At 56.9% G+C, this 20,886-nt stretch carries 28 protein-coding genes; 5 read left to right on the forward strand and 23 right to left on the reverse strand.

The window, feature by feature from the left end; translation table 11 throughout:
* Positions 1 to 114: 114 nt before the first annotated feature.
* The 4 genes from EE949_RS17810 to EE949_RS17825 all read left to right on the forward strand — a co-directional run bounded on the left by EE949_RS17810 (position 115) and on the right by EE949_RS17825 (position 3,440).
* The gene (locus EE949_RS17810) at positions 115 to 1,005 is read left to right on the forward strand and encodes a LysR family transcriptional regulator (RefSeq protein WP_027901660.1); all 891 of its coding nucleotides are present in this window, start codon (positions 115 to 117) and stop codon (positions 1,003 to 1,005) included.
* A 531-nt stretch (positions 1,006 to 1,536) separates the two neighbouring features.
* On the forward strand, positions 1,537 to 2,358 hold the full coding sequence (locus EE949_RS17815; protein ID WP_122665470.1) for an alpha/beta fold hydrolase: 822 nt from the start codon (positions 1,537 to 1,539) through the stop codon (positions 2,356 to 2,358).
* A gap of 469 nt (positions 2,359 to 2,827) precedes the next feature.
* A complete protein-coding gene (locus EE949_RS17820; RefSeq protein ID WP_095094432.1) occupies positions 2,828 to 3,010 on the forward strand; it encodes a type II toxin-antitoxin system HicA family toxin in 183 nt (60 codons plus the stop codon).
* 22 nt (positions 3,011 to 3,032) lie between these two features.
* Positions 3,033 to 3,440: a type II toxin-antitoxin system HicB family antitoxin gene (locus EE949_RS17825; protein ID WP_122665471.1), complete on the forward strand. Its 408-nt coding sequence runs from the start codon at positions 3,033 to 3,035 to the stop codon at positions 3,438 to 3,440.
* A gap of 74 nt (positions 3,441 to 3,514) precedes the next feature.
* Here EE949_RS17825 and EE949_RS17830 read toward each other — a convergent pair whose 3' ends face one another.
* From EE949_RS17830 to EE949_RS17940, 23 genes are all read right to left on the reverse strand, one after another.
* Positions 3,515 to 4,009 carry a lysis system i-spanin subunit Rz gene (locus EE949_RS17830; protein ID WP_122665472.1) on the reverse strand — a complete coding sequence of 165 codons (495 nt, stop codon included), beginning with the start codon at positions 4,007 to 4,009 and terminating at the stop codon, positions 3,515 to 3,517.
* Positions 4,006 to 4,443: a cell wall hydrolase gene (locus EE949_RS17835; RefSeq protein ID WP_122665473.1), complete on the reverse strand. Its 438-nt coding sequence runs from the start codon at positions 4,441 to 4,443 to the stop codon at positions 4,006 to 4,008. The genes EE949_RS17830 and EE949_RS17835 overlap by 4 nt, the downstream gene beginning before the upstream one ends.
* 93 nt (positions 4,444 to 4,536) lie before the next feature.
* The gene (locus tag EE949_RS17840) at positions 4,537 to 4,947 is read right to left on the reverse strand and encodes a hypothetical protein (RefSeq protein ID WP_162874434.1); all 411 of its coding nucleotides are present in this window, start codon (positions 4,945 to 4,947) and stop codon (positions 4,537 to 4,539) included.
* Positions 4,944 to 6,026: a hypothetical protein gene (locus tag EE949_RS17845; RefSeq protein ID WP_162874433.1), complete on the reverse strand. Its 1,083-nt coding sequence runs from the start codon at positions 6,024 to 6,026 to the stop codon at positions 4,944 to 4,946. The genes EE949_RS17840 and EE949_RS17845 overlap by 4 nt, the downstream gene beginning before the upstream one ends.
* 135 nt (positions 6,027 to 6,161) lie before the next feature.
* A complete protein-coding gene (locus tag EE949_RS17850) occupies positions 6,162 to 6,614 on the reverse strand; it encodes a tail fiber assembly protein (protein ID WP_122665476.1) in 453 nt (150 codons plus the stop codon).
* Position 6,615: 1 nt separating this feature from the next.
* Positions 6,616 to 7,272 (reverse strand): gp53-like domain-containing protein, encoded by a 657-nt coding sequence (locus tag EE949_RS17855; protein WP_122665477.1) that lies wholly within the window; start codon positions 7,270 to 7,272, stop codon positions 6,616 to 6,618.
* Positions 7,272 to 7,877: a YmfQ family protein gene (locus EE949_RS17860; RefSeq protein ID WP_122665478.1), complete on the reverse strand. Its 606-nt coding sequence runs from the start codon at positions 7,875 to 7,877 to the stop codon at positions 7,272 to 7,274. Before EE949_RS17860 ends, EE949_RS17855 begins: the two co-directional genes overlap by 1 nt.
* A complete protein-coding gene (locus EE949_RS17865) occupies positions 7,868 to 8,911 on the reverse strand; it encodes a baseplate J/gp47 family protein (RefSeq protein ID WP_122665479.1) in 1,044 nt (347 codons plus the stop codon). Before EE949_RS17865 ends, EE949_RS17860 begins: the two co-directional genes overlap by 10 nt.
* Entirely contained in the window at positions 8,901 to 9,296 is a 396-nt protein-coding gene (locus EE949_RS17870; protein WP_430735949.1) for a phage GP46 family protein, read from the reverse strand. Before EE949_RS17870 ends, EE949_RS17865 begins: the two co-directional genes overlap by 11 nt.
* 8 nt (positions 9,297 to 9,304) lie before the next feature.
* The gene (locus EE949_RS17875) at positions 9,305 to 9,841 is read right to left on the reverse strand and encodes a phage baseplate assembly protein V (RefSeq protein ID WP_122665481.1); all 537 of its coding nucleotides are present in this window, start codon (positions 9,839 to 9,841) and stop codon (positions 9,305 to 9,307) included.
* Between the two features lie 53 nt (positions 9,842 to 9,894).
* Entirely contained in the window at positions 9,895 to 10,929 is a 1,035-nt protein-coding gene (locus EE949_RS17880; RefSeq protein ID WP_122665482.1) for a phage baseplate assembly protein, read from the reverse strand.
* A gap of 3 nt (positions 10,930 to 10,932) precedes the next feature.
* Positions 10,933 to 12,174, reverse strand: coding sequence for a DNA circularization protein (locus tag EE949_RS17885; protein ID WP_122665483.1), 1,242 nt, complete (start codon positions 12,172 to 12,174; stop codon positions 10,933 to 10,935).
* A 24-nt stretch (positions 12,175 to 12,198) separates the two neighbouring features.
* Positions 12,199 to 14,058, reverse strand: coding sequence for a phage tail tape measure protein (locus EE949_RS17890; RefSeq protein ID WP_162874432.1), 1,860 nt, complete (start codon positions 14,056 to 14,058; stop codon positions 12,199 to 12,201).
* 129 nt (positions 14,059 to 14,187) lie between these two features.
* On the reverse strand, positions 14,188 to 14,487 hold the full coding sequence (locus EE949_RS17895; RefSeq protein WP_122665485.1) for a phage tail assembly protein: 300 nt from the start codon (positions 14,485 to 14,487) through the stop codon (positions 14,188 to 14,190).
* On the reverse strand, positions 14,487 to 14,834 hold the full coding sequence (locus tag EE949_RS17900) for a phage tail tube protein (RefSeq protein WP_087264743.1): 348 nt from the start codon (positions 14,832 to 14,834) through the stop codon (positions 14,487 to 14,489). The genes EE949_RS17895 and EE949_RS17900 overlap by 1 nt, the downstream gene beginning before the upstream one ends.
* Positions 14,835 to 14,895: 61 nt before the next feature.
* Positions 14,896 to 16,392 carry a phage tail sheath C-terminal domain-containing protein gene (locus EE949_RS17905; RefSeq protein WP_122665486.1) on the reverse strand — a complete coding sequence of 499 codons (1,497 nt, stop codon included), beginning with the start codon at positions 16,390 to 16,392 and terminating at the stop codon, positions 14,896 to 14,898.
* Positions 16,389 to 16,580 carry a DUF2635 domain-containing protein gene (locus tag EE949_RS17910; protein WP_122665487.1) on the reverse strand — a complete coding sequence of 64 codons (192 nt, stop codon included), beginning with the start codon at positions 16,578 to 16,580 and terminating at the stop codon, positions 16,389 to 16,391. The genes EE949_RS17905 and EE949_RS17910 overlap by 4 nt, the downstream gene beginning before the upstream one ends.
* On the reverse strand, positions 16,577 to 17,167 hold the full coding sequence (locus EE949_RS17915; RefSeq protein ID WP_122665488.1) for a phage tail terminator protein: 591 nt from the start codon (positions 17,165 to 17,167) through the stop codon (positions 16,577 to 16,579). The genes EE949_RS17910 and EE949_RS17915 overlap by 4 nt, the downstream gene beginning before the upstream one ends.
* A 187-nt stretch (positions 17,168 to 17,354) precedes the next feature.
* Positions 17,355 to 17,846, reverse strand: a complete 492-nt coding sequence (locus EE949_RS17920; RefSeq protein WP_241152858.1) for a hypothetical protein — start codon at positions 17,844 to 17,846, stop codon at positions 17,355 to 17,357.
* A gap of 182 nt (positions 17,847 to 18,028) precedes the next feature.
* The gene (locus EE949_RS17925; RefSeq protein ID WP_122665490.1) at positions 18,029 to 18,199 is read right to left on the reverse strand and encodes a Com family DNA-binding transcriptional regulator; all 171 of its coding nucleotides are present in this window, start codon (positions 18,197 to 18,199) and stop codon (positions 18,029 to 18,031) included.
* 176 nt (positions 18,200 to 18,375) lie between these two features.
* Complete coding sequence (locus EE949_RS17930; RefSeq protein ID WP_238599512.1) at positions 18,376 to 18,669, reverse strand: phage holin family protein; 294 nt, start codon at positions 18,667 to 18,669, stop codon at positions 18,376 to 18,378.
* A complete protein-coding gene (locus tag EE949_RS17935) occupies positions 18,662 to 19,030 on the reverse strand; it encodes a putative holin (RefSeq protein ID WP_122665491.1) in 369 nt (122 codons plus the stop codon). The genes EE949_RS17930 and EE949_RS17935 overlap by 8 nt, the downstream gene beginning before the upstream one ends.
* A gap of 490 nt (positions 19,031 to 19,520) precedes the next feature.
* The gene (locus EE949_RS17940) at positions 19,521 to 19,937 is read right to left on the reverse strand and encodes a hypothetical protein (RefSeq protein ID WP_122665492.1); all 417 of its coding nucleotides are present in this window, start codon (positions 19,935 to 19,937) and stop codon (positions 19,521 to 19,523) included.
* Positions 19,938 to 20,133: 196 nt separating this feature from the next.
* Between EE949_RS17940 and EE949_RS17945 the strand changes: the two genes are divergently transcribed.
* Positions 20,134 to 20,850, forward strand: a complete 717-nt coding sequence (locus EE949_RS17945) for an XRE family transcriptional regulator (protein WP_122665493.1) — start codon at positions 20,134 to 20,136, stop codon at positions 20,848 to 20,850.
* The last annotated feature ends 36 nt before the right edge of the window (positions 20,851 to 20,886 follow it).

Consider the following 20,886-nt stretch of genomic DNA (forward strand, 5'->3'; position numbering starts at 1 on the left):
CCCACGGATGTTTTCGCTTATCCAATGCAAAGATCGTAGCGATTATTCCATTTTGGTAAATAATAACTTAACCTCACAAACGCCCATTACCAACCACCTACAGGAGAATAAAAAGTGGAATATGAGCTGCAAGATATTCGATCGTTCGTGAAAATCGCCGAACTTGGCAGTTTCCATGAAGCTGCAGAAGTGCTGCATATTTCTCAGCCAGCGTTGACCCGCCGCATCAAAAAGCTTGAACAGGGGTTAGGGACTTCATTGCTGGATCGCACGACTCGCAGGGTCAGCCTGACCAGCGTGGGTCGTGACTTTTTCCCCAAGGCGCGACGCCTGCTCGACGATTTTGAAGACTCGATTCTGAACATTCGGGAATTGGCAGAACGCCAGATAGGTCAGGTGACCCTCGCATGTATTCCCACCGCAGCGTTCTACTTTTTGCCGTCAGTGATTCGCCTGTACAACGAGCGCTATCCAAAAATCCGCATCCGCTTATTGGATCTCAGCGCAAACGAAGGTCTGGAAGCAGTGCTACGCGGGGAAGCAGATTTCGGCATCAACATGATGAGTGGACAGCACCCGGATATCGAATTTGTGCCGCTGGTCAAAGAGCCCTTCGTCCTCGCCTGTAGACGCGACCACGAACTGGCAAAACGTGAGTCCGTGTCCTGGATCGAACTCAGCGAATACCGCCTTATTGGTGTCGGACGTCTGAGCGGCAACCGGATGATTCTTGACCACGCATTGGCGGGTCTAAGCTGGCGGCCGAAGTGGTTTTATGAGGTGCAGCATTTGTCGACCTCATTAGGGATGGTCGAGGCAGGTTTGGGGATTTCGGCCATGCCAAGCCTGGCAATGCCAGCCGAAGGTCACCCCACTCTTGTGAGCGTGCCGCTGGTGGATCCGGTGGTCGACAGAACGTTGGGGCTGGTGTCGAGGCGTGGGGCTTCGCTGTCCCCGGCAGCGGAGAAGTTCGTGGCGATGCTGCTGGAGCAGTGGCCGCAGTGACGCCGTCGCGGCCTTGCGCCGGCTCTTGAGCCCTACGGAGACTGCACATTTCAAGCTGCCCCGGGCGCCACAACTGTCAACACCAGAGCGACAATCAGTCAGTTCCTGCCTCGTTATTCTTTCCCGCTCATCGCCGTATAGTTTTGCCCAGACAACAGCACATCCGTTACATCGGTGTTGCTGATTTCGGGTTCAACTCGGACTGTATTTTGCGTCCCGGTTTATCACTTAAAACTGCAACCACCCAAGTTAAGTGCCCCAGGCCCTGATGCCTGCTGCGCAATCGTCGGTTGCTGCAACCCCGCTCATGGATTGAGCTAACGTCTTGAGTCAGCCTCTCGTGCCCAGCCGAGAGCTGGAGGTTTTATGTCAGAGAGCAATAACACTCCAAATACCCCAACGAGTTCCCGCAGGCAAGTTCTCAAGGTTGGCGCCACTGCGCTGGCTGCAGGCTCACTCTCGGCAATGGCCATTGGCAGCAACGTTGCTCAAGCGGCAACTAAAGCCCCTACTGGAAAAGGACATAACGACATGACAAGTTTCACTACCAGCGACGGCACTGAGATTTTCTACAAGGATTGGGGCACGGGTCAGCCTATCGTTTTCCACCACGGCTGGCCGCTCAGCTCCGATGACTGGGACGCCCAGATGCTGTTCTTCGTGTCCAAAGGCTACCGGGTAATCGCTCACGACCGTCGCGGTCATGGCCGCTCGACCCAGACCGCCACTGGCAACGATATGGACACCTACGCCGCGGACGTGGCAGCCCTGGTGACCCACCTGAAACTCAAAGACGCCGTGCACATCGGCCACTCCACTGGCGGTGGTGAAGTCGCTCGTTATGTCGCGCAGCACGGTGCTGGCCGCGTAGCCAAAGCCGTACTCATTGGCGCAGTGCCACCGATCATGCTCAAAACCGCCAACAACCCGGGCGGCCTGCCAATGAGCGTGTTCGACGGCTTCCGCGCAGCACTCGCCGCCAACCGGGCGCAGTTCTACAAAGAAGTGCCGATCCCGTTCTACGGTTACAACCGCGAAGGCGCCAAAGTCTCCGAAGGCACTAAAGACAATTGGTGGCGCCAGGGCATGATGGGCGGCGCCAAAGCTCATTACGACTGCATCAAGGCCTTCTCGGAAACCGACTTCACCGAAGACCTGAAAAAAATCACCGTACCGGTGCTGATCCTGCACGGCGATGATGACCAGATCGTGCCGATCGCAGACTCCGCCGAACTGTCCATCAAACTGGTCAAGAACGGCACGTTGAAAGTCTACAAAGGCTATCCGCACGGCATGTGCACGACCCACCCGGAAGTGATCAACGAAGATCTGTTGGCGTTCATCAAGGGCTGATGGTTTTTGCGTCAAAAACCACTCTGGCAGGAGCTAACTTGTTGGCGAGGCGACAGTTCTGATTCAGCAGGCCTGACGCCCCGCCAACAAGTTGGCTCTCCTCTCCCCAGCAGTGCTTAACCTGGAATACCCACAGAATCGACGCATCCTGTACGCGAACATAGAATCTCCCCCTGGGGACTTGTTTGCCAAACAGCAGCACGTCAACAGTCCCATGTCCGTCCTCCCCATCGCCAATTTCTTACTCTGCGTTTCGGTCCCGCATGCAATGGGTGACGCGCTAAACCGCACTCATCCTGACGCATAAAAAACTCAGTACTATCCCACTCACAGGCGAAAGGAGAGCATCCTTTGCCCGCTGATTTGTTCTATCCATCACTCGAGCAAATGGACGGCGATGGCAGCATGCTACGCACGCAAAAAAATAGTGTGTACTATACACACCGCGACTAAGCTAAGGGATGAGCCGATGCGCAGCAGAGAGATGATCAAAGCAATTGAGGACGACGGGTGGTATCTGGTCGCAACCAAGGGCAGCCATAGGCAGTACAAGCATGCAACCAAACCTGGCAGGGTCACCGTTAAGCATCCAGATTCAGATATCCCGATCAAAACGATCAATAGCATTTTGAAACAGGCGGGCCTGAAATGATTCGCGAGATAGGTACGAGCATATGAAATTCACAGTCGTCCTGCATAAAGATGCCGATTCTGACTACGGGGTGATTGTGCCGGACGTGCCCGGTTGCTTCTCAGCGGGAAGCTCGGTCATCGAGGCGCTGGATAACGTCCAGGAAGCCCTTTCACTTCACTTCGAAGGCCTCGTCGAAGATGGCTATCCATTGCCGTCACCTCAGGCCATAGATATTCATATCGCAAATCCGGATTACGCAGACGGGATCTGGGCAGTGGTTGAGTTCGATGTGACACCCTATTTCGGCAAAGCGGTCCGATTCAACGCGACGCTCCCGGAAAACTTGTTGCTGCGCATTGATGATCGCGTGAAGAACGATCGACGCTACGCATCACGCTCTGGTTTTCTGGCTGCTGCGGCACTGAAAGAATTACGGTGCGAACACTAAGAACAGGGGCCGGCAGCTAGCGGCGGTACCGCTCGAATCGGATGTAGTGAGACGCGCAAAAACATGCGGATCAACTAACCAGCAGGGCCCAGGCAAACCTTCTCGACATACTCCTGCAACGCACTCAATTGACGGATGGCGTCATCCCCGTCGACACCGGTATGGAGAATTCTTTCTGCAACCGCCGGGTCAAGTTGGGCTCGACTTTCTTCATCAGGCTGGCGGGCGGTGCTGGCGGAGGTTCGCACTGCGGGACAACGGGCGTTGACGTACACCCGCCGAGCACCAGTAGCGACAGCAGCAAGCATGGCATCATTTTGTTCATCGGCGCGGGCCTGTTCCTGTGTATGACGGGTGTCCAGATCGAGCAGCAGCTTCTGGGTCTTTTTGCGGGATTCATTGGCAGCGGTGAGCCGACGGACCTTTTCTCGTTCGGCGTCGCGCTCTAGGGCAACGACGTCGCGATCGGCTGTCACCGCGTCCAGACGTAAAGCCAGGTAGCCGCTGGCTGTTAACAGCGCCAGCAGCACCCAGCCCCAGACGGGGATCCATTTAAAGAACGCGCTCATGGCACGTCCCGGAAAAAAATGTGACGACCCAGCTTGAGCGTCCGCCGGGCCATCGATGCCCAGGCCGGAGCCTTGGGCATGCTGGTGGCGTAGTAATGAGTCGCGCCACCAGTGGGATCAGATTGCTCGCCCGCCATGACGGCCGAAGCCGCCTGCAAAGCCAGTGCGAATTGCGCGACAGGAATGGGTTTCGTGCCGCTCATGAACGGATAATTGGGATCGTTACGGTTCCAGCAACTGAACTGATACGGGGCCCGGCATACAGCCACATAGCCCTCCCCCCACCAGTCCGGTTTGCCATCATTATGCAGATCCATTTCCACCCGGTTACGGATGGTCCAGCCGACAGCGATCATCCCCGCCAGGCCTTCACCACGAGCCTCGCCCCAGAGGGTGCGGGCAAGGGTTTCGTGGTCTTTGTTTGTTGCGGTCATGGATTTCTCCGGGCGAAAAAAAACCGTACTTGACGGGTTCAATACTTGGGAAGGATTAGCCGAAGGAGTTAAGGCTTTTCAGCCATCACGGAATCACGGCATCACCAAAGCAGGAAGCTCGGCGATCAACATATCTGCAGATGGCAATTCACGCTCACCCGTATGCACTGCTGCTATCTGCGCAAAGCAGTAGTCCCACACACGGCTACGCCAGGCACGTAACGCTTGCCCCTCGGCCTGAAACTTCGGCACCGCCGGTTCCTCTGCATAGGTAACGGCAGTTTTGATATCGTCGTATCCGACAACGACAGCCGCTGCATCCAAGTGCTTTTGAATTGCAGTACGAAACACCTCCATCAACCGTGAGGGAGGAAGTACCGGGTCAGGAGGCGGACCATCATTCTCAGTATGAAAGTATTCACCATCAAACAAATCCATAGTGACATCTACTGAGCGTTTATTGACCACCACACCTTCTTGAATCATGACTGCCCAGCCCATCATAGACTGTCCTCCCATCCTATTACGTTAATTGAATAAGTACTGTTCGCTGCGTAATAGACGATCAACGACTCTAGCATTATGGTGAAAGCTCCTTGAGTACCGCCGGCAGCAACATCGGTTGTAATGGGTGGACTTGGAGCATTGTCAGCGGCACCAAAGTTATTACTGGGCGCGAGAGCAATACTCATGTTGGCGCCAATAGAAACCAGCAACAGTGTCACGGCCTTGGCTGTAGGAGGGACAATATTCGAGAGATTTAGTGGTACAAGCCCTCCTGCTGCGAAACTTCCAATGGCCGCACCAGTTGCAGCAAGAGGGAAACGCAACGTATTAGACCCCAGACGTGGAGTGTATTGGGTAGAGCCACCGCTACTTATAAAAGCGAGTGGAAATCTGTTGGCCGTATCATCAGTTCTCACGGTTTTCACCACTCCACTAAATGAGAACCCTACCGGTAGCAACGGTGCCGTTCTACTGAGCGAAGCGATAGACGCGACGGCTCTCGATACTGGGTTGTAGATAACGTGAATGTAATACCACGCTGAAGCTAATACGGAGTCTTTATCCAGACCACCAATGCCTGAAACAGCGAGATTGCATGAAAGCGAAATATCGCTCAACGTACGCATTGTGAGATTAGGCCCCTCTACTACCAAACGATCAGCAGTGATAGTAATGACCGAACTCATTCCCGTCGTAGATATTCGAAGGTTCGAGTAACTGCCTCTGATGCCGACGCCTGCTTTCTCTGCCAGCTTTTTCGGAGTGACTATGGCGAAATCGTCTGTGCCGGTATCAACCTGCATCTGCGTCGCAATTTTCGCTACACCGGATTTTTCCTCAGTCGCAGCGCCTGCCAGGTTATCCGCAATCAATTGTTCAATAGCCAATGCTAGCTGATTGTTTTGACCCTCCCTCGGTTTGAGCTCGGCAGACTCAATAACATTGATAATTTCCTGCGTCACCGCATTACCCCAAGAACTGGGTATATAAGTTCCCACTTGGCCAAGTGTGATATCCTCATCGACAAACTGGCCATTAACCAGGCCAATGTCTGGCATGCTTTTTGGAAAATCCATAAGTCGTAAACCCTATAATTTATAAAATATTTTTTGCAAGCGAAGGCCTGCGTCCGGATCAAGGCGCCACCGAATCTCCTATTAAAATAGAACCCACATATTGGGCATAAGACTAGAGCAGACAGCGCTGGCGATTCACGCAATGGGTACGGGAGGCCAATCTACTTCATCAGATGCCCCATCACTTCCATCAATACGTGCTAGAAAAACTGAATAACGCCTCCATTCAACAAGCGCTAAACTACATGAATTTAACTCCTCCAACTCAGAGTTCAGAGCCATGCCCAACGATACGGCATCCTCAACCTCCTCAATACGAATAGCTAACGCTGCCCTGCGCTCGCTCGCAATAGATTTGAGCCTAAGCAGCTTCTGAGCAGAAGTTTCTTCACAAGTGCCCCCCGATGCGTCAATAGCATCCATCAAAATAGGATTCCCAGCGTTGCCGGGTACTATGACCTTTCCATTCCGTACCCCTTCCAACAAACGCCGAAATTCATCATCACTAATCTCTACCGCATCTTCAGGATAACAAGAGACTATATCCGTACAATAAAAGCCGCAAGTTTCATAAGAATAGTAATTCACACTAGACCCCCAAACTTATAAAAAAAGCTGACGAAACAGGATTTGAGCTACCCTGATCACGGGTATTAGCGCCCATTGTAAATGTTGAAGTAGTCTTAGAAACCAAGGCTAGAATGTTAACTGAGGTTATATTCATAGCGACCACACCATAACACTCACTTGGATAGGTAGTTGTCAACGGACTCGTAAACTGCACTACGCTTGTATACGCGGGAACGGTTACTGTTCCCCATTGCAGAATCAGTCCCCCTAACCATGTAGGCAAAGCAACATACCCGTTCGGACCGATTATATAAGACACGCCTCTCCTAAGCTTTTTTGGTGTAACGAACGTTGAGTCATCAACACCCGCATCGGTCAACGCCTGGGTTGCTACTTTCGCCCAACCACGAACGCTCTCTGTAGCTTGCACAACAGCATTCGCAAACCAACCCTCGACTTTCCGCTCTGTCAACTCTTCAATCGCCACCACCAACTGATCATTCTGCCCCTCGGTCGGCACCAACTCCGCCGCCTCAATCACGTTGATAATCTCCGACGTCATGGCATTGCCCCAGTCCGCCGTGATCAATGATCCGACCTGACCGGTGATGTTGCTTTCGTCGACGAACCGACCGTCAACCAGCCCGACGTTGGGCACACTTTTTGGAAAATCCATTATTCATTTACCCCGTAATTTATAAACTCATGTGCATGCGCAGGGACTGCGCGGCGGATGACGCATTCGAATGCGCTGCTGGGATTAACTCCGAAGCGCTCGCCCCAGTGAGTGACCGCAAAACGCCGACCCAGTCGCAGGCGCGGGCCTGTGTTGAGGGTCCACATGTACTGCGCCGACCAGGTGCCGAAACGTGCTTTCCCGAAGCGGGCATTGCCAAAGCGCGGCGTGCGGTATTCGGTGACGGTCGCGTGTGGATAGCCCACCGATATCGCCAATTGCACGAAGAACGCGGGGGTCTGCCCGCCGACTTCTGTCAGGCGACGGCGGACGGCCAGTTGCCGGTCTTCGAAGCTGGGGTTCACCCCCAGACACGGGTCAGGGAGACCCATGACCCGCTCCCAGTCCGGGACCAGTTCACGTACGTGGTTTGGATCGCTTTCACCCAACAGGTCAGCCAGGCGCAAATCTTCCCGGGCCAGTTCGAGGGACCCGGCTTCGAGCAACTGATGAATTTCCGGCACCCGCTCTGCATCCCATGCGGGACCGGGCGGCAGCAGTGCCTTGAGCTGCGCGTAATACGCAGCGGTTGTTCTTATCGCCATAAGATGCCTCCAAAGGTGGGCAGCTCGTTGGCGTCCGGTTGCACGTTGCCAAGTGGCGCGAACAGGGTGTGATCCTTTTCGCCAGCCGCGCCGCTGATCGCTTCGGCGATATGGCTGCCGAGCAACACGACGCCCAGGTCTGCCTCGCGGCTGTGCAGGTCAATCAGCGCGTCCTCCACGGCAGCCCTAATCGCACCGCTGTCCGGGGTCAGTTTGATTTCGTACTGGATTGGTAGCTCGACCGGTGCGAACACCCGCACTTCTGCAGTCACCGGACGCATCGATTCGATGTAGTCGTAGACGCGCTGCAGTTGCTCGGCGTTGGGGATCGGGTCAATGTCGCCGTCGCGCACCACGAACACGCCAACCGTGCCCGGCCCCATCCAGTGCCTGCGTACCCAGGCCCGCGTCACGCCGGGCACTTCCAGCGCCCAGGTCACGTAGTCACTTTGATTGCCGCCATGGGGCACCACCGCATAAGAACGCATGACCTTGGCCCGCAGCGCCTCAAGGCTTTCCTGCTCGGTGCCACCGGTCAGACCGGGGTCAAGCACCACGAAGGTATTGGCGACACCGACCACCGGCGAAACCGTGGTCAAGCGAGTCGCCGCCGACGTATTACCCAGAATGCCTGGCACCACGGCTTCCAGTTTCACCGAGCTGCTCAACGCCGTGAGCGTGACCGACAGCGACACCTTGAACAGCGCACCATCACCTTCACGTTGCAGCAATGTCCCGGCATCCAGCACCGCGCCCACCACTCCGGTGAAGCTGGCCGTACCGGCTGAGCTCACTGCGGGCAGATAGCTGCGCCTGAGCCGCAGCAGTGCCATGCGCAGCAGATTTTCTTCATCGGCGGTGTCCGGCAGGATCTGCGCAGCAATGTAGTGTTGATGCCCGTAACGACCATAAGAGGCGGCGCCATTGATGCGCGCCAGGACCTCGGCGTCAGAGCGCAGCAGCGCACTTGAACCGGCCAGATCACTGCGCGCACGACTGATCAGTTCGGGTAGTGAGGGAGTTTTAAACGGCATTGATCACCAGCCATAAATTATCGAGATAAATTTCCACCGTGGCGCCGCCCGTCAAGGCCAGCCTCACCCGCATGTCGAGCCGCTCGGCGCCGCGTGTGATGTCGATCAGCACGGCCGAAACACGGCCGTCATCGAGCATCCATTGCAGTGCTTCACGGGCGTAATCCTGGGCATCGCGTTCGGTTTGCGCGGTAAGCGTGCGGCGACGCAGCAGGTACAGCCGCGAGCCAATCTGGTCATCGGTGACCGTGGGAAAACTGTCGCCCCACCAGCCGTAACGCTCGGGGTCGTCCAGCTTGTCGTCCACCCCGGCCCGTCGCCATGTCAGCAGGCTGATGATTGCCGCGCGGCGCCAGGCCTGCTCTGTGGTTGCTTCATTGATCACGCTCATGGCTAGCCTCCCGGCACTGGTTTTTTGTCCGAGCCTTCATGCACATGGGTGACCAGGCTGACGCCCGCAGCGACCTGATCGCCCGACGACTCGATGCGCCCGGTGGTGCTGATCAGCGGTGTGTCGAAAGTCACTCCGCCGCTCGCCTTGACGCTGAAGTTTGTGGTGTTCAGATCCACGGAATCGGTGGCATTGATCTGCAAGGTCAGGGTCTGCAACTCGATGACGCGATTGCGTTTGAAGTGGATGAAATCCCCCTCATCGGTGTGCAGCGCCACTTCGCCGTTCTTCAGACCGGTCAAACGAAAACGCCGGTCCGAAACGCAGATCACCACGCCGTGTGATCGGTCGCCGCCGATAAAAGCGGTCAAGCCCTCCGCGCCGGGATGCGGGTTGGAGGTGTAGCCGTACGGCTCGAAGTGTTCGAGGCCGTCCTTCACTTCGTTTGCAGTCAGGGTCATTTGCAGGGACTGAATCGCCCCGGCCGGGTTGACCAGATTGACGACTCCGCGGACGAGCGTGTTCAGCAGCTCTCTCATGTCGAAGGCTTCCAGTAGGTAATAAAAATGGGTGAGCGATGGTTTACGTGGCGTTACTCAAGCTTTTTAGGCTCAGGCAGAAACGCTTCGATGGGCGCGACCGTGAGGTCTGCGGTGGTGCCGCTTTCCCCCAGGTTGTACTGGATCTGGCTGATCAGCATGTCCCGGTCATCACCGATCAAATGATCGACGATGCGCACGATCATGTTTTCCCGCCACAGGTCACCGTTCGATTGCCGCCACCCCTGAATCTTGTAGGTGCGGGTCAACGCCTTGCCCTTGCGGCTGGCGCGCTCCCAGTCGGCGCGAGATTGAGCGAGTGTCTGGGTCAACTGGTTCTGCTCATGAATGTGCTTGAGCCGATTGCGTGGTGGCGTGTCGTCGAAGGCAAAGGCCTCGACCTGTGCTGCTGCACTGGCGGGCTCTTTGTCTTCCCGTTTGCGCTGCCCCGTGACACGGTATTGAGAGAACACTCCGGAATAGTCCAACTGCGCAGAGCCAGTAAGAATATTCTTCCCGAGCTCCAGGCGGTCAACCGCCCGACCGCTGCTGCCGGGAGCAACAATCACTAAATGCCCCTCGCCGTCATCGGTGGAAAACAACCGGGAAAGCGTGAGTAACTTGTCGATGGACTCGAACACCGTTTCGCCGGGGGTACTGTGGTGACTTTCGAGCCTGGCAGTCTGTGCCACCTCACTGAGCACCTTGATCCCATAGGGTTCAGCCAGCGCCTGAACAATGTCCTGCACGCTCTGTTTATTCCACTGAGTAACAGACCCTGTTACCGCGCAATCCACCAAATCTGCGGTCAGCGACCGCCCGGCAATCGCGCGGGTCACGCTGTTAGCGTCGTAGCTGACCGGGGTCGAATACACGTGTCCCGTCAGCACAAGATCCCCGCCAATGCGAACCTTGCAACGGGCGCCTTGCCTGATCTCAACTTCCATGTCCTTGCCCGGCCAGCGCCAGGACACGCCCAAGGTAAACGTCCGCGCCTGCTGCTCAATACCGGCAGAGATGCTGACTGTTTTCCAGCCACGGTAGTCCGTGCCATCAACGCTGAGCGTGACGACGTTTTGCGAGTCCATGGGTTACTCCTGAGCGACTTGAAGGGTCGCCGCTGGCAAGAAGCCTGGGTGAGAAATGCTGTTACGCGCGACGATTTCATCGCCGCGTGTGGCGTCGGCAAACTGCCTGAAGGCCAGCACCACCGCGGGCACAGATTCTTTGGGCGTCACGTCAACGAGGTTTACCCCTGAACGCGCAACGGCGGTCAGGTGCTCCCTCATACGTTTGCGAACCGCTTCAATGCGCTCGAAGTGCTCGTGATCAGCCAGCAGCGCAGCTTGCCAAAGAGCATCGCTGAGAGCATCACGCAGTTGCATGATGTCGGCCGCCACCGGTACTTCGGGATGCGCTACGGGCGTTGCAACCTGCTGCTCCAGGCTGGGCACCCCCGGCAACGGCGCAGGTGCTGCAACCACCGGCATGGCCGAGGCCAGACGGAGGGCATCGGCCAGCACCCCGTCACGCACCAGCTCTCGCGTAGCGGTAACGGTGGCGACCGTGGCCACACCTCCCGCAGCCGTTGCCGGACTCACCAGCCCAAGCACCGTTTCCACCTTGGTCATGGCCTGGCGTTGCGAGGTTTTGAAGCGATCAAACTCGCCAGTCATGCTGGAAAATTGCGCGCCCAGCATCGTCGACAGGTTTTCCGGAAAGTTGGCCAGTGTGTCGGCCAGCGAAGCCGCCGAGCTGACAAAACCGGTCAACTGACTGAACTCGCGCTGAATAGCCAACTGCACCCCGGCGACACCGTTTTGTAGCGCCGTCATGCTGATTTGCGCTTTGTTGACCAGTGCCATCGCGCTCTTGTATCGAGCCAGTGCTGAATTCAGAAAACTTTCGTTCTCCATTTCCAGCAACCTGGCCGTATTGGCTACGCCGACCGGATAGCCCTTTTCCCCGGCTTCGATGAACGTAAGAGCAAACCTTACAATGCCGCCTTCCACACGCAACTGTTTGACCTGACAGCCTTCGGTCGCGGTCACGGTCATGCGCCCGAACCAGGGGTGAATCAATTCCCCAGAACCGGGTTGATCCAGTGCGTGTAACAGGTTGTCGCGCTGTACGAAGCAATCGTCACCGATGACAAAAGCCTCGAACGTTATCGCCCGGGTTTTACGCCCCATGTCTTCGACCAAGGGCCGATCACGCTGGGGATATTCATGCAACTGCGTACGCCGCCCCACTGTCGTGCTGTCGCTGTCGACCCAGAAGCCGACGCCACGGAACGAGGCCGACCGCAGGTCATCCCGCCAAGTCTTGCTCATGTCGCTGTCCTTTATTTCGAGAGGCTACTGCTGCGAAAGGCTGCGAACGCCCCTTTGCGATATCGAGAAGCCCGGCTGATTGGTTTGAGCCTCGCCAACGGTGGTCCCCGGCGGCGCGTTCTGGAACTGCACGGTCAACGCGCCCTGCAGGCTCATACGGTTGTTGGCCGCCGCCTGCTGATTGAGCGACCCGGCCATGATCAGGCTGCCGGGCGCACCGGCTTGCTCAGGTGAACGCAACAGTGAAGCAGCTGATGCACCGCCCTGAGTGAGATTGCGCTGTGCTTGTTCGTCGCGGACGAGCTGGGCAGCGTTGGCTTTCACGAACTGGCCTGTGCCACCGCCGATGTTCGTATTGACCTTGACAGCCCCGCCACCAAATAGCGCCAGCATCGGCGAAACTATAGGTTCAAGGGTCGTCCACAGGTCTTGGAACCAGGCAGTAATCGGCGCCCAGTTCTGAATAATCATTCCCAGCGGCGTCCAGGAAAAGATGGTCTTCATCCCTTCCCACGCCATCACTCCTGCGGCCTGAATCGTCGTCCATACCTCCTGAAAGAAGCCCGCAACCGATGACCAGTTGGCAATCAACAAGCCTGCTGCCAGAGCAATCCCACGAACGATGAGCCCCACAGGATTATTACCAATAACAGCGCTCATAAAGGCGCTGGCCACCGTCGCCGCGACCACCGCCAAACGCAGGAGCGTAAAGCCCGCTGCCGCCCCGGCGATGCTTCTGACCAGCCCGGGATTGGCCTCGGTAAACTCTGAAACCTTGCTGATCAACGGCCCGATCGTGCCGAGGAAATCATTGACCGGCGGCAACAGCGCTGAACCGATGGCAATCCCCAAACGCGTTGTGCGGTTATCCATCACCTGCAGCCGACTTGCGGTTGTCTCAGCAGTGGCGGCGTAAGCCTCCTGCACCGATCCCGCATACTGCTGACTGTTACCAACCAGATGGAAATTACGCGACAGCGTGTCGAGATCAGCCACTAGCAGAGCAGCCGATTGATCACCGAACAACTGCGACAACATCGCGCCCTGCTGGCCCTTCTCCAGCGAGTTCAGCTTGGTCAGCACATTACTGATCGTACCTTCGGCATCTGCGGACATGCCTTCAGACACCGCTTGCGCGTCCAGCCCCAACGCCTTGAACGCCTGCTTCTGGCCCTCGGTTGCGAGAGTGCCTGCGTTCAGTGTTTGCGCAAAATTGCGCATGCTGCTCGCGGCCGCCTCTTCGGAAGCGCCACCCTTGGCGAAAACAGCGCCCATTGCGGCGGCCTGCCCTGAACTCAATCCGGACGAACCTGCGGCGGTGACGATGCGGGAAACTTTCCCCGCGTCCACACCATCGGCCTTCCCCAACTGAGTGATCTGGTCGGCCAGGGCCATGGCTTCCGTCTGGTTCAGTTTGAAGTCTGTCCGCCATGACGCCATCATCGCGCCGGACTGTTCTCCGGTCTGATCGAAGGCAATGCCCATCTTCAAGGCATCTTCGGCGAACGCTTTCAATTCCTCTCGGGCAATGCCCGATTTCCCACCCAACGCAAACACTTGCGCGATGCCCGCAGCGGACACCGGCAGTTTTTCCGACAGGTCGAGCACGTCCTTGCTCATCGCCTTGAACTGCTCGGGCGTCTGAAAATCAACCGCCCGCCTGACCTTGACCATGGAGCTTTCAAAGGCAATAGCGGCTTTAGCGCCATCAACGAAGGGCTTCATCAGCCCCTCCTTGCCGGTCAAAGTATTCATGAAGGGAATGTTGCCCAAGGCGCTCAAGGATTTACTCAGGGTCGAGATTTCTTTCTGCGCGTTTTTGAGCTGGGGCGACAGCTTGTCGACGCCGGTCATGACCACCATGACTTGAATGTTATTAGCCATTATTCCCCCGTTGCTCTTCGAGTATTCGAAAGGCATGCCACTCGCTTTCCAGAATTACATCCAAAGGTCTTCCCATGAGCACCTCAGGGTCCGACCTCCAGAAGTAAGCGAGGTCGTACACCACGCCGATCAGGTCGGCGACGCCACCGAAGCGCTCTGCAGGAAAAAACCGATGATTTTCCACACCAGGTTGTTCAGGTCCGCCAGGTCCAGTTGGTTGACTGACCCCGCCGGAATGGCTGCGCACACCGCGATGTATTTGCAGGCCGCTTCGATATCCGCCACAGGCATCGACGAGTCGGAAAGCGTGTAAGGCAGCACCTTGATCGCCCGGCATTCTTCAGCCGTCGGGCGACGCAGGTGCAGCTCGGTGAGTTCCTGACCGTGTGCCTTGATGGCGACGGCCAGGGTAAAGGTCTCTTTGCTCATCACTGCCAGTCCCCCGAGATGCCTTCGAATTTGAGGCTGACCTTGCCGTCCTCACTGGTGCTGGTCATGTCATCCACCGCGTACGCGCCGCTGAGCACGTAAGTGGTGCCGTCGTTAAACTCGGCGGTGACCGTCATGTTGGTGCCAGTCTCGATTTTTGCCCGTGGGAAATCGACGGTACGAATCGCGTCAACTTTGATGAACGGCGTGACTTCGTTTTCCTTGAAGTAGCCGACCACAACGGTTTCACGCTTGACCCGGGACATCGGTACTTCTACCGCGCCCGTGATAACCAGCTGTTCGCCGTCGACCTTGATGTAGCAAGTACCCGCAACTTTCTGACCCATGTGAATCTCCACTAAAAAAGCCCGCACAGGGCGGGCTTGGAATGACGTTTGATTAAGCGGCTCAGGCCGCGTCGGAATACTGCAGGCGGAACTGATACAACAGCGCGAACACGCGCAGTTGGTTGACCAGATCCGGTGGATACAGCACGTTCAGGCGATTCGGATTGGTCGCGTCGCGCTCAACGATAAGGTTGTCCTTGAAGGCGTCGATGTTCTCGACAATCCCCAGACGTACCAGCTCGCCATAAGCCGCGATCAGCTCACCGCGGATGACCTTCGGCGTCACCATGCGCTGGCCCGGGCCAAATTTGGTGCCGTCGTTCGCCAGTTTGTGTCGACCGTATTTGCTGGTGATGCGGGTGCGCAGGAAACGCAACACATACGCCGACTGGTGCAGCGGCTCGCTGTCCAGGTACGAGTCATCCGGCTGGTTGTACGCGTTACGCTGATACGTGGTGATCGCGCGCTGGATACGCATCGCGCTGCCCGAATATTCGAACGTGGCGATGCCGCTGCCGAGCAACGACTGGTATTCATCCAGCATGAAACGGTCACTGACCGCCGCAGGCTCGATGGCCCCCAACGCCCCCGATTGCGTCGGGCATGCAGGGTCGGCGCTGATGAACACGGCGGTGCGTGCGCTGAACTGCGCAGCGACTTCCCACACAGGCTGCGGAATGCTTTTTTCCATGGCACCGATAGACACCGATGGGTCATTGCGCAGTTTGCCCGCAGCTACCAAAGCACCCAAAGTACCGCGCTTGGCACTGTAAACCCGACCGTAGATCTGCTTCGCCCAGGACCAGCGGCCCGAGGTGAAGTCCATGGTGGATTTCCAGTAATCCAGCGTTGCAGCGTCGGTCCATGGCTGGCTGATGAACTCGAACGGTTCATCGCCGAGCGCGGCCAGCGCGGCGGCCATTTCCGGCGTACCCACACCACCGGCCATCGCAGCCACAACGACTTCCAGACCGGCTGGCAGTTGCTCACCATTGGCAGCACCCAGTCGGTTGAAGCTCAACTGGATATCGTTGCCCAGCTCGCCTTTGAACTTGCTGACCAGCGTGACGACGCCCGCTTCGGCGGTAGCAGTAACCGGCAGATCGGTGGCCGCATTGATAGCGCTCAGCAACGCAGTGGCTGCTTCAGCGGCCGTGGCCAGTTCAGGCACGATGGCTCGCACACGCACGCCGCCGACATACAGGTTCAGCAGGCCGGCCGCCGTGGCGGTACCGGTCAACGTGACCTTGCCTTGCGCATTGGTGCCGGACTCGATCTTGAGTGGCAGGCACCAGACCTCGCCCGCAACATCGATCTTGCGATGCGCTGCGTGCATGGCCCACAACATCGAACCGGCGCCGCCAATGGAGCGCGCTTCGGTGCTGCGCGAAATCAGCACCAGGCGGCCGATATCTTCACTGGTGGCATCGTCGTTGACCTGACCGATGATCAGGCGTCGCAGACTGGAAGCACCGCTGTTGGCCATCGAGTTATCAAGCTCGGCGTAGAACAGTGGTACACGAAGGTCGGATGGAATCTGGCTGAAACCTACAGTCATTTGGCGGCACTCCCTTTCGCTTTGGGCAGGCTCGCAGCCATACCCACGATTACGTCTGCATCATTGATCCGTCGCTGCCAAAAGGCAGTCAGCGGTACTTCGTAGCCCTCGACGGACAGCAGTTCGCCGCCCCGGGCCGGATCCGGAACAGCCCGGCCTTCGGCAGGTTTCACATGTACTCGTTTCACTGGGGTATATCCTCACGGGTTTTAAATTCGATGCGGCCATCCGGGCCGCTATCAGTCAGGTTTTGATCGACCATTGGGTCAATGAAGTCGATGTCCATATCGACTCCCTCAAGCAGTGGAAGGCCATCGTTGAACTGCTCCTGCCACGTTTCGGGAGGCCCTGCCGGGTCGCTGCGACCCAACATGAACTCGGTGAAAAAACGGAACTGGTAAACCACCCGGTTATCGTCAATCAGCAACATCGAGCTACCGCTGTACTGCAAAGGATCGTCTTCAGCCTCAGGCTGAAAGCCCACCAGAGCGGCCCATAGCTGAACGCGAATGCTGTGAAGTTCCTGAGTCGCGGCCTGGCCGTATTGATCACGGTTAGCCAGCGCCACGTTGACCTGGTATTGCTCACGAACGACGTGCCGGACCACATTGGTGGTGGATTCCTGTGCGGTGTCACCCGCCGTCAGGACATAAGCCGCGGGCATCGCCAGTGGGTCATCAGTGCGAGCGCTGTCCCACTGCAGGCCACCGGTGACACGGCCTTGAAAACCGGGGCAGCGCTCGCTTATCTGCGTAATCAAAGTTGTTACGTTCATCTCAGAACTCCAGTTTCAGAACTCCAGACACGACAAAGCCCCGGAAACGGGGCTTTGTAGTAGTCGTAAAAAGTGGCTAAGCAGGCCCTGTGGATCGGGGCTCTCAGAGGTTCCGAGGGGGGGGTAATCGTTAGATCAGCAGCCCGACATCTTCGTCGGGCTGCTATCCAGTGGCGCGCAGCGTCTCTCAGTTGGTGATGAACAGGTCAACACTTGTGGAATCGCAGGAGTTGTCAGCCTTTTTGTCGATGACTAGATAGATCAAAGAGGTAGTGGTAACCGCCACATCATTCACCTTGATCAGCGAACTCCCGCCATTTGCAAAGCTGCCGGACTGCAGAACGGTATCGCCCAGGTTCAGGGACCATTTGATCCCGTCACCGCAGGCGTTATGCAGGTCGTTGAGACGCCCCAACACATTGATGTTCCCAGCGATCGGACTGGCCCAGCGGACGATGGTCTGAAAGCTGGAGCCTGGGTGAGCGTAAATATCACCCTGCTTCAGCACGTAGTTCGTACCAGAGCCGCTGAGAGTGAAGGTTTTTTTGGCGATACTGATAGAACCGGCTACTGAACCTTCTCGCCAGCAAGTGACCGGGCTGCCGTTGCAAGTGTCAGCAAAAAACGTCGGAAACAGCGTGTAATTTGCCGAAGCATTTACCGCTGTCTTGTTCTGCATGAAAGACCAGGGCGAACTCGGCGGGGCAGCTTCAGTAGCGATATACATATCACGAGCCAGGTTCCACGACTGAGCCGCAGCCCAGGTATTTACAGAAACAAAGGACGACAACAAGGCCGTAACCAACAGAAGCTTTTTGTACAGTTTCATAGTTCACCTCAAGGTATGAATTTGGACATCGATCAGTTGCGCGGACTATCCGCACGCTGGTCGCTCAGAGGCGATGACTCGGGGCTCTCGGCCCTCACATGATTCAACGTCCCGCATCGGGAACATTTGATCTGGAGTTCGGTGTACTCACCCACTCGGGCAAGAAGTCTTTTGCACTTTCCACATCTGCAATCTTTCAACATATGCGTAATCCTTTGATTTATGCCGGGCCCTGCCAGGCTCAATCCGAAGTCGCCATCCTGTTTTGCGCTGCAACGCAAAAGCCCCGCGAACGGGGCTTTGCTGTGCTCATAAAAAGTGGCTCGGGAAGCCCGGCGAATACGGGCTCTCCGAAGTTATCCGCGCTCAGGTATCCGGGTCACTGACCGATCTTCCAGACTTGCGCCAGGTTGCCGTTGCTCTGGTAAACAGAGCCGACAAATACGGCCAGGATCATCACCAGAGGCCAGGCCTGAACCGGCATGACCAGCATGCCTTTGCAGATGTAAACCATCACCGTGCCAGCGCTGACCATGACCAGCCAGGCCAGACAGCTCATGTTTCGGCGAAACCGTGCGCCTTTGCGGCGAAACGTGAAGAGCCGAACGAACAAGCCCATGCACAACCAGAACGTCACCTGGGTAAGCAGTGCGCTAATCAAAGGCTTATCCATCCTGACCTCCAGGCTGCCCGGTCTCTAATCTGCCGCGCCGTTTGATTGCTGCCAGCGCCACAGTGACCACCAGCACGGAGGCCCCGAATGCTGCAGGCCCTGAATACTTGAAAGGACGAATCCCCCAAATCTCGAAATCCACCAGAGCGGGGGCGAACAAATAACCCATTACAAATGACACCAGCAGAAAGACCATCCGCTTCCAGACCGGCATTTCTTCTGTGGTGGTAAAGAACACCAATGCGCCCGCCAATGCGCCGATGGCGGCGAGCGTATCAATGCCTGTCAATAATCCTGCGAAACCCGCACCGGCCGCACCAGCGACCACGACAGATGCGGCCGTGCTCGCTGGCTCGGCCATGCTCATACTCCATTGCTATTCCCGAGGGGAAAAAGAAACCCCGCCGAAGCGGGGTGGGTGACTGCCTGTAGAGGCCCGATGACGTGGCTAAGAAGCCTGCCTGTCGCTGCTGCCTCAGGCGTAAATCTCAGATCGTGCCGCCTTTGTACCTCCCGCCGGAAAGCATGGGAAGTGCTGATTTCAGGGTGGTTCAGATGCGACGGGAACGCGACAGGAATGTGACCAGAACACGACAAAGTAGCTCGACGAACGGTTGGTTGTGCAGCCTGAGCCGGTTATTCCAGAGACTGAACCTCGGTGAGCGATTACAAGATTGGGTTCAGTCTAGAAAGTTGTGTTTGGCGGGTGATCGCCCGTTGCTGGTACCGCGTTGTCGCGCAGCAAACATTGGACCTGTAGGAGCTGCCGGAGGCTGCGATGAGGGTATGTCAGGATAAATGCTTCGCAGTCTTCGGCAGCTCCTACAAGTCGATGAGTTCCAGCATGCTTTTTATAGGCTGGACGGAGCGCCGCGCTTGCCCGTACTCGCCATCACGATCGACATCACTAACTCATGCAGTCGCTGCACCCGGTTGCGGTAAGTCCGGTCAGCGCCTTCGGCAATCCCCGCGGTGCGCATCTGCTCGCGCACCGGCACCAGTTCGCAATAGCGTTGTGTGGCAAGTCTGGCCAAAGCCGCCTGACCCGGTGTGCGCTGCAATTGAGCGACGGCACGGTCTATGGCTGTGGCGATGGTGTCCATGCCTGTGCCACCGCCATCCAGAATGCGCGAGCCCGGTGTGCTGCGCGGTGGTGCCCCACCCCACTCGATCAATGCCCCCAACTGGCTGCCTAAACCGCCACCCAAACCTTGCTCGCGGGTTTGCTCGCCCCAATGCACCATCAGCTTTTCGATTTCCTTGATCATTGTTGTTGCTCTCCATCAACTCCATACCCGCACAGCAGGCATCGTGAAAAACCCAAGGCGTGATTAATCAACCTGGCTGAAGCCAGGCAAATCGTTGCGAACCTGTGGGATGAACAAAAAGATTAGCAATCGCTAATATTTACATCAATAGCAAAATGTAATTTACTGTCTGCTAACGCAAAGCGATGATTGAGCCATGGATATTTACGAACAACGCCTCAGAGCCCTTCGCCATGCTATGGCCGGCCTCACCCAGAAGGACTTCGCCAACCAGTTCGGCCTCGACGCTTCTTATCTGTCGCAGCTGTTGAACGGTCATCGAAAACTAGGGGAAAAAGCGGCTGCTACCTTGGAGGGCAAGATCGATCTCGCCCCAGGCACACTGGTCTCTCCAGAGCCTTCGGACAGCGGTGACCTGCTGGAGCGAGAGAAGCCAAAAGCAGCAGCACCCGTCGACACCCGGAAAGTCATGGAGTCTTTGGGGTTCATCACCATCCCGCATCTGAACGTGGCGGCCTCGATGGGCTACGGCCTGGTTCCGGAACATCAGGTTGAAGTCATCCGTGAAATGACGGTGCATCTCGACTGGCTGAAAACTCAAGGCATGTCGTACTCAAGCCTCGAAAACCTGGCGATCATCACCGGCGATGGCGACAGCATGGAAGGTACCTTTCGCGACGGCGACTCGCTGCTCGTTGATCGAGGCATCACCGAAATTCGAACCGATGCGGTTTACGTGTTCACTCTCGACGGCGATCTGTTCATCAAGCGCCTACAGAGAATGACCGGTGGAGCGCTGCGCATGATTTCGGACAACCCGGTTTATCCGCCGATCATGATCGATGGCGCTGACCTTGAGAAAATCCATATTCAGGCGCGGGTATTACTGGTCTGGAACGCCCGAAAGCTGTAGCTCTCAATGCGATCTGTAACAAGCCCGCCGATGCGG

This window comes from Pseudomonas viridiflava (genome assembly GCF_900602065.1).
Classification (GTDB): Bacteria; Pseudomonadota; Gammaproteobacteria; order Pseudomonadales; family Pseudomonadaceae; genus Aquipseudomonas.

Coding starts and splice junctions, on each gene's coding strand:
- EE949_RS17815 (WP_122665470.1), top strand. CDS start 1,537: ATGACAAGTTTCACTACCAGCGACGGCACTGAGATTTTCTACAAGGAT.
- EE949_RS17820 (WP_095094432.1), top strand. CDS start 2,828: ATGCGCAGCAGAGAGATGATCAAAGCAATTGAGGACGACGGGTGGTAT.
- EE949_RS17825 (WP_122665471.1), top strand. CDS start 3,033: ATGAAATTCACAGTCGTCCTGCATAAAGATGCCGATTCTGACTACGGG.
- EE949_RS17830 (WP_122665472.1), bottom strand. CDS start 4,009: ATGAGCGCGTTCTTTAAATGGATCCCCGTCTGGGGCTGGGTGCTGCTG.
- EE949_RS17835 (WP_122665473.1), bottom strand. CDS start 4,443: ATGACCGCAACAAACAAAGACCACGAAACCCTTGCCCGCACCCTCTGG.
- EE949_RS17840 (WP_162874434.1), bottom strand. CDS start 4,947: ATGATGGGCTGGGCAGTCATGATTCAAGAAGGTGTGGTGGTCAATAAA.
- EE949_RS17845 (WP_162874433.1), bottom strand. CDS start 6,026: ATGGATTTTCCAAAAAGCATGCCAGACATTGGCCTGGTTAATGGCCAG.
- EE949_RS17855 (WP_122665477.1), bottom strand. CDS start 7,272: ATGGATTTTCCAAAAAGTGTGCCCAACGTCGGGCTGGTTGACGGTCGG.
- EE949_RS17860 (WP_122665478.1), bottom strand. CDS start 7,877: ATGGCGATAAGAACAACCGCTGCGTATTACGCGCAGCTCAAGGCACTG.
- EE949_RS17865 (WP_122665479.1), bottom strand. CDS start 8,911: ATGCCGTTTAAAACTCCCTCACTACCCGAACTGATCAGTCGTGCGCGC.
- EE949_RS17875 (WP_122665481.1), bottom strand. CDS start 9,841: ATGAGAGAGCTGCTGAACACGCTCGTCCGCGGAGTCGTCAATCTGGTC.
- EE949_RS17880 (WP_122665482.1), bottom strand. CDS start 10,929: ATGGACTCGCAAAACGTCGTCACGCTCAGCGTTGATGGCACGGACTAC.
- EE949_RS17885 (WP_122665483.1), bottom strand. CDS start 12,174: ATGAGCAAGACTTGGCGGGATGACCTGCGGTCGGCCTCGTTCCGTGGC.
- EE949_RS17890 (WP_162874432.1), bottom strand. CDS start 14,058: ATGGCTAATAACATTCAAGTCATGGTGGTCATGACCGGCGTCGACAAG.
- EE949_RS17895 (WP_122665485.1), bottom strand. CDS start 14,487: ATGAGCAAAGAGACCTTTACCCTGGCCGTCGCCATCAAGGCACACGGT.
- EE949_RS17900 (WP_087264743.1), bottom strand. CDS start 14,834: ATGGGTCAGAAAGTTGCGGGTACTTGCTACATCAAGGTCGACGGCGAA.
- EE949_RS17905 (WP_122665486.1), bottom strand. CDS start 16,392: ATGACTGTAGGTTTCAGCCAGATTCCATCCGACCTTCGTGTACCACTG.
- EE949_RS17915 (WP_122665488.1), bottom strand. CDS start 17,167: ATGAACGTAACAACTTTGATTACGCAGATAAGCGAGCGCTGCCCCGGT.
- EE949_RS17920 (WP_241152858.1), bottom strand. CDS start 17,846: ATGCAGAACAAGACAGCGGTAAATGCTTCGGCAAATTACACGCTGTTT.
- EE949_RS17925 (WP_122665490.1), bottom strand. CDS start 18,199: ATGTTGAAAGATTGCAGATGTGGAAAGTGCAAAAGACTTCTTGCCCGA.
- EE949_RS17930 (WP_238599512.1), bottom strand. CDS start 18,669: ATGGATAAGCCTTTGATTAGCGCACTGCTTACCCAGGTGACGTTCTGG.
- EE949_RS17935 (WP_122665491.1), bottom strand. CDS start 19,030: ATGGCCGAGCCAGCGAGCACGGCCGCATCTGTCGTGGTCGCTGGTGCG.
- EE949_RS17940 (WP_122665492.1), bottom strand. CDS start 19,937: ATGATCAAGGAAATCGAAAAGCTGATGGTGCATTGGGGCGAGCAAACC.
- EE949_RS17945 (WP_122665493.1), top strand. CDS start 20,134: ATGGATATTTACGAACAACGCCTCAGAGCCCTTCGCCATGCTATGGCC.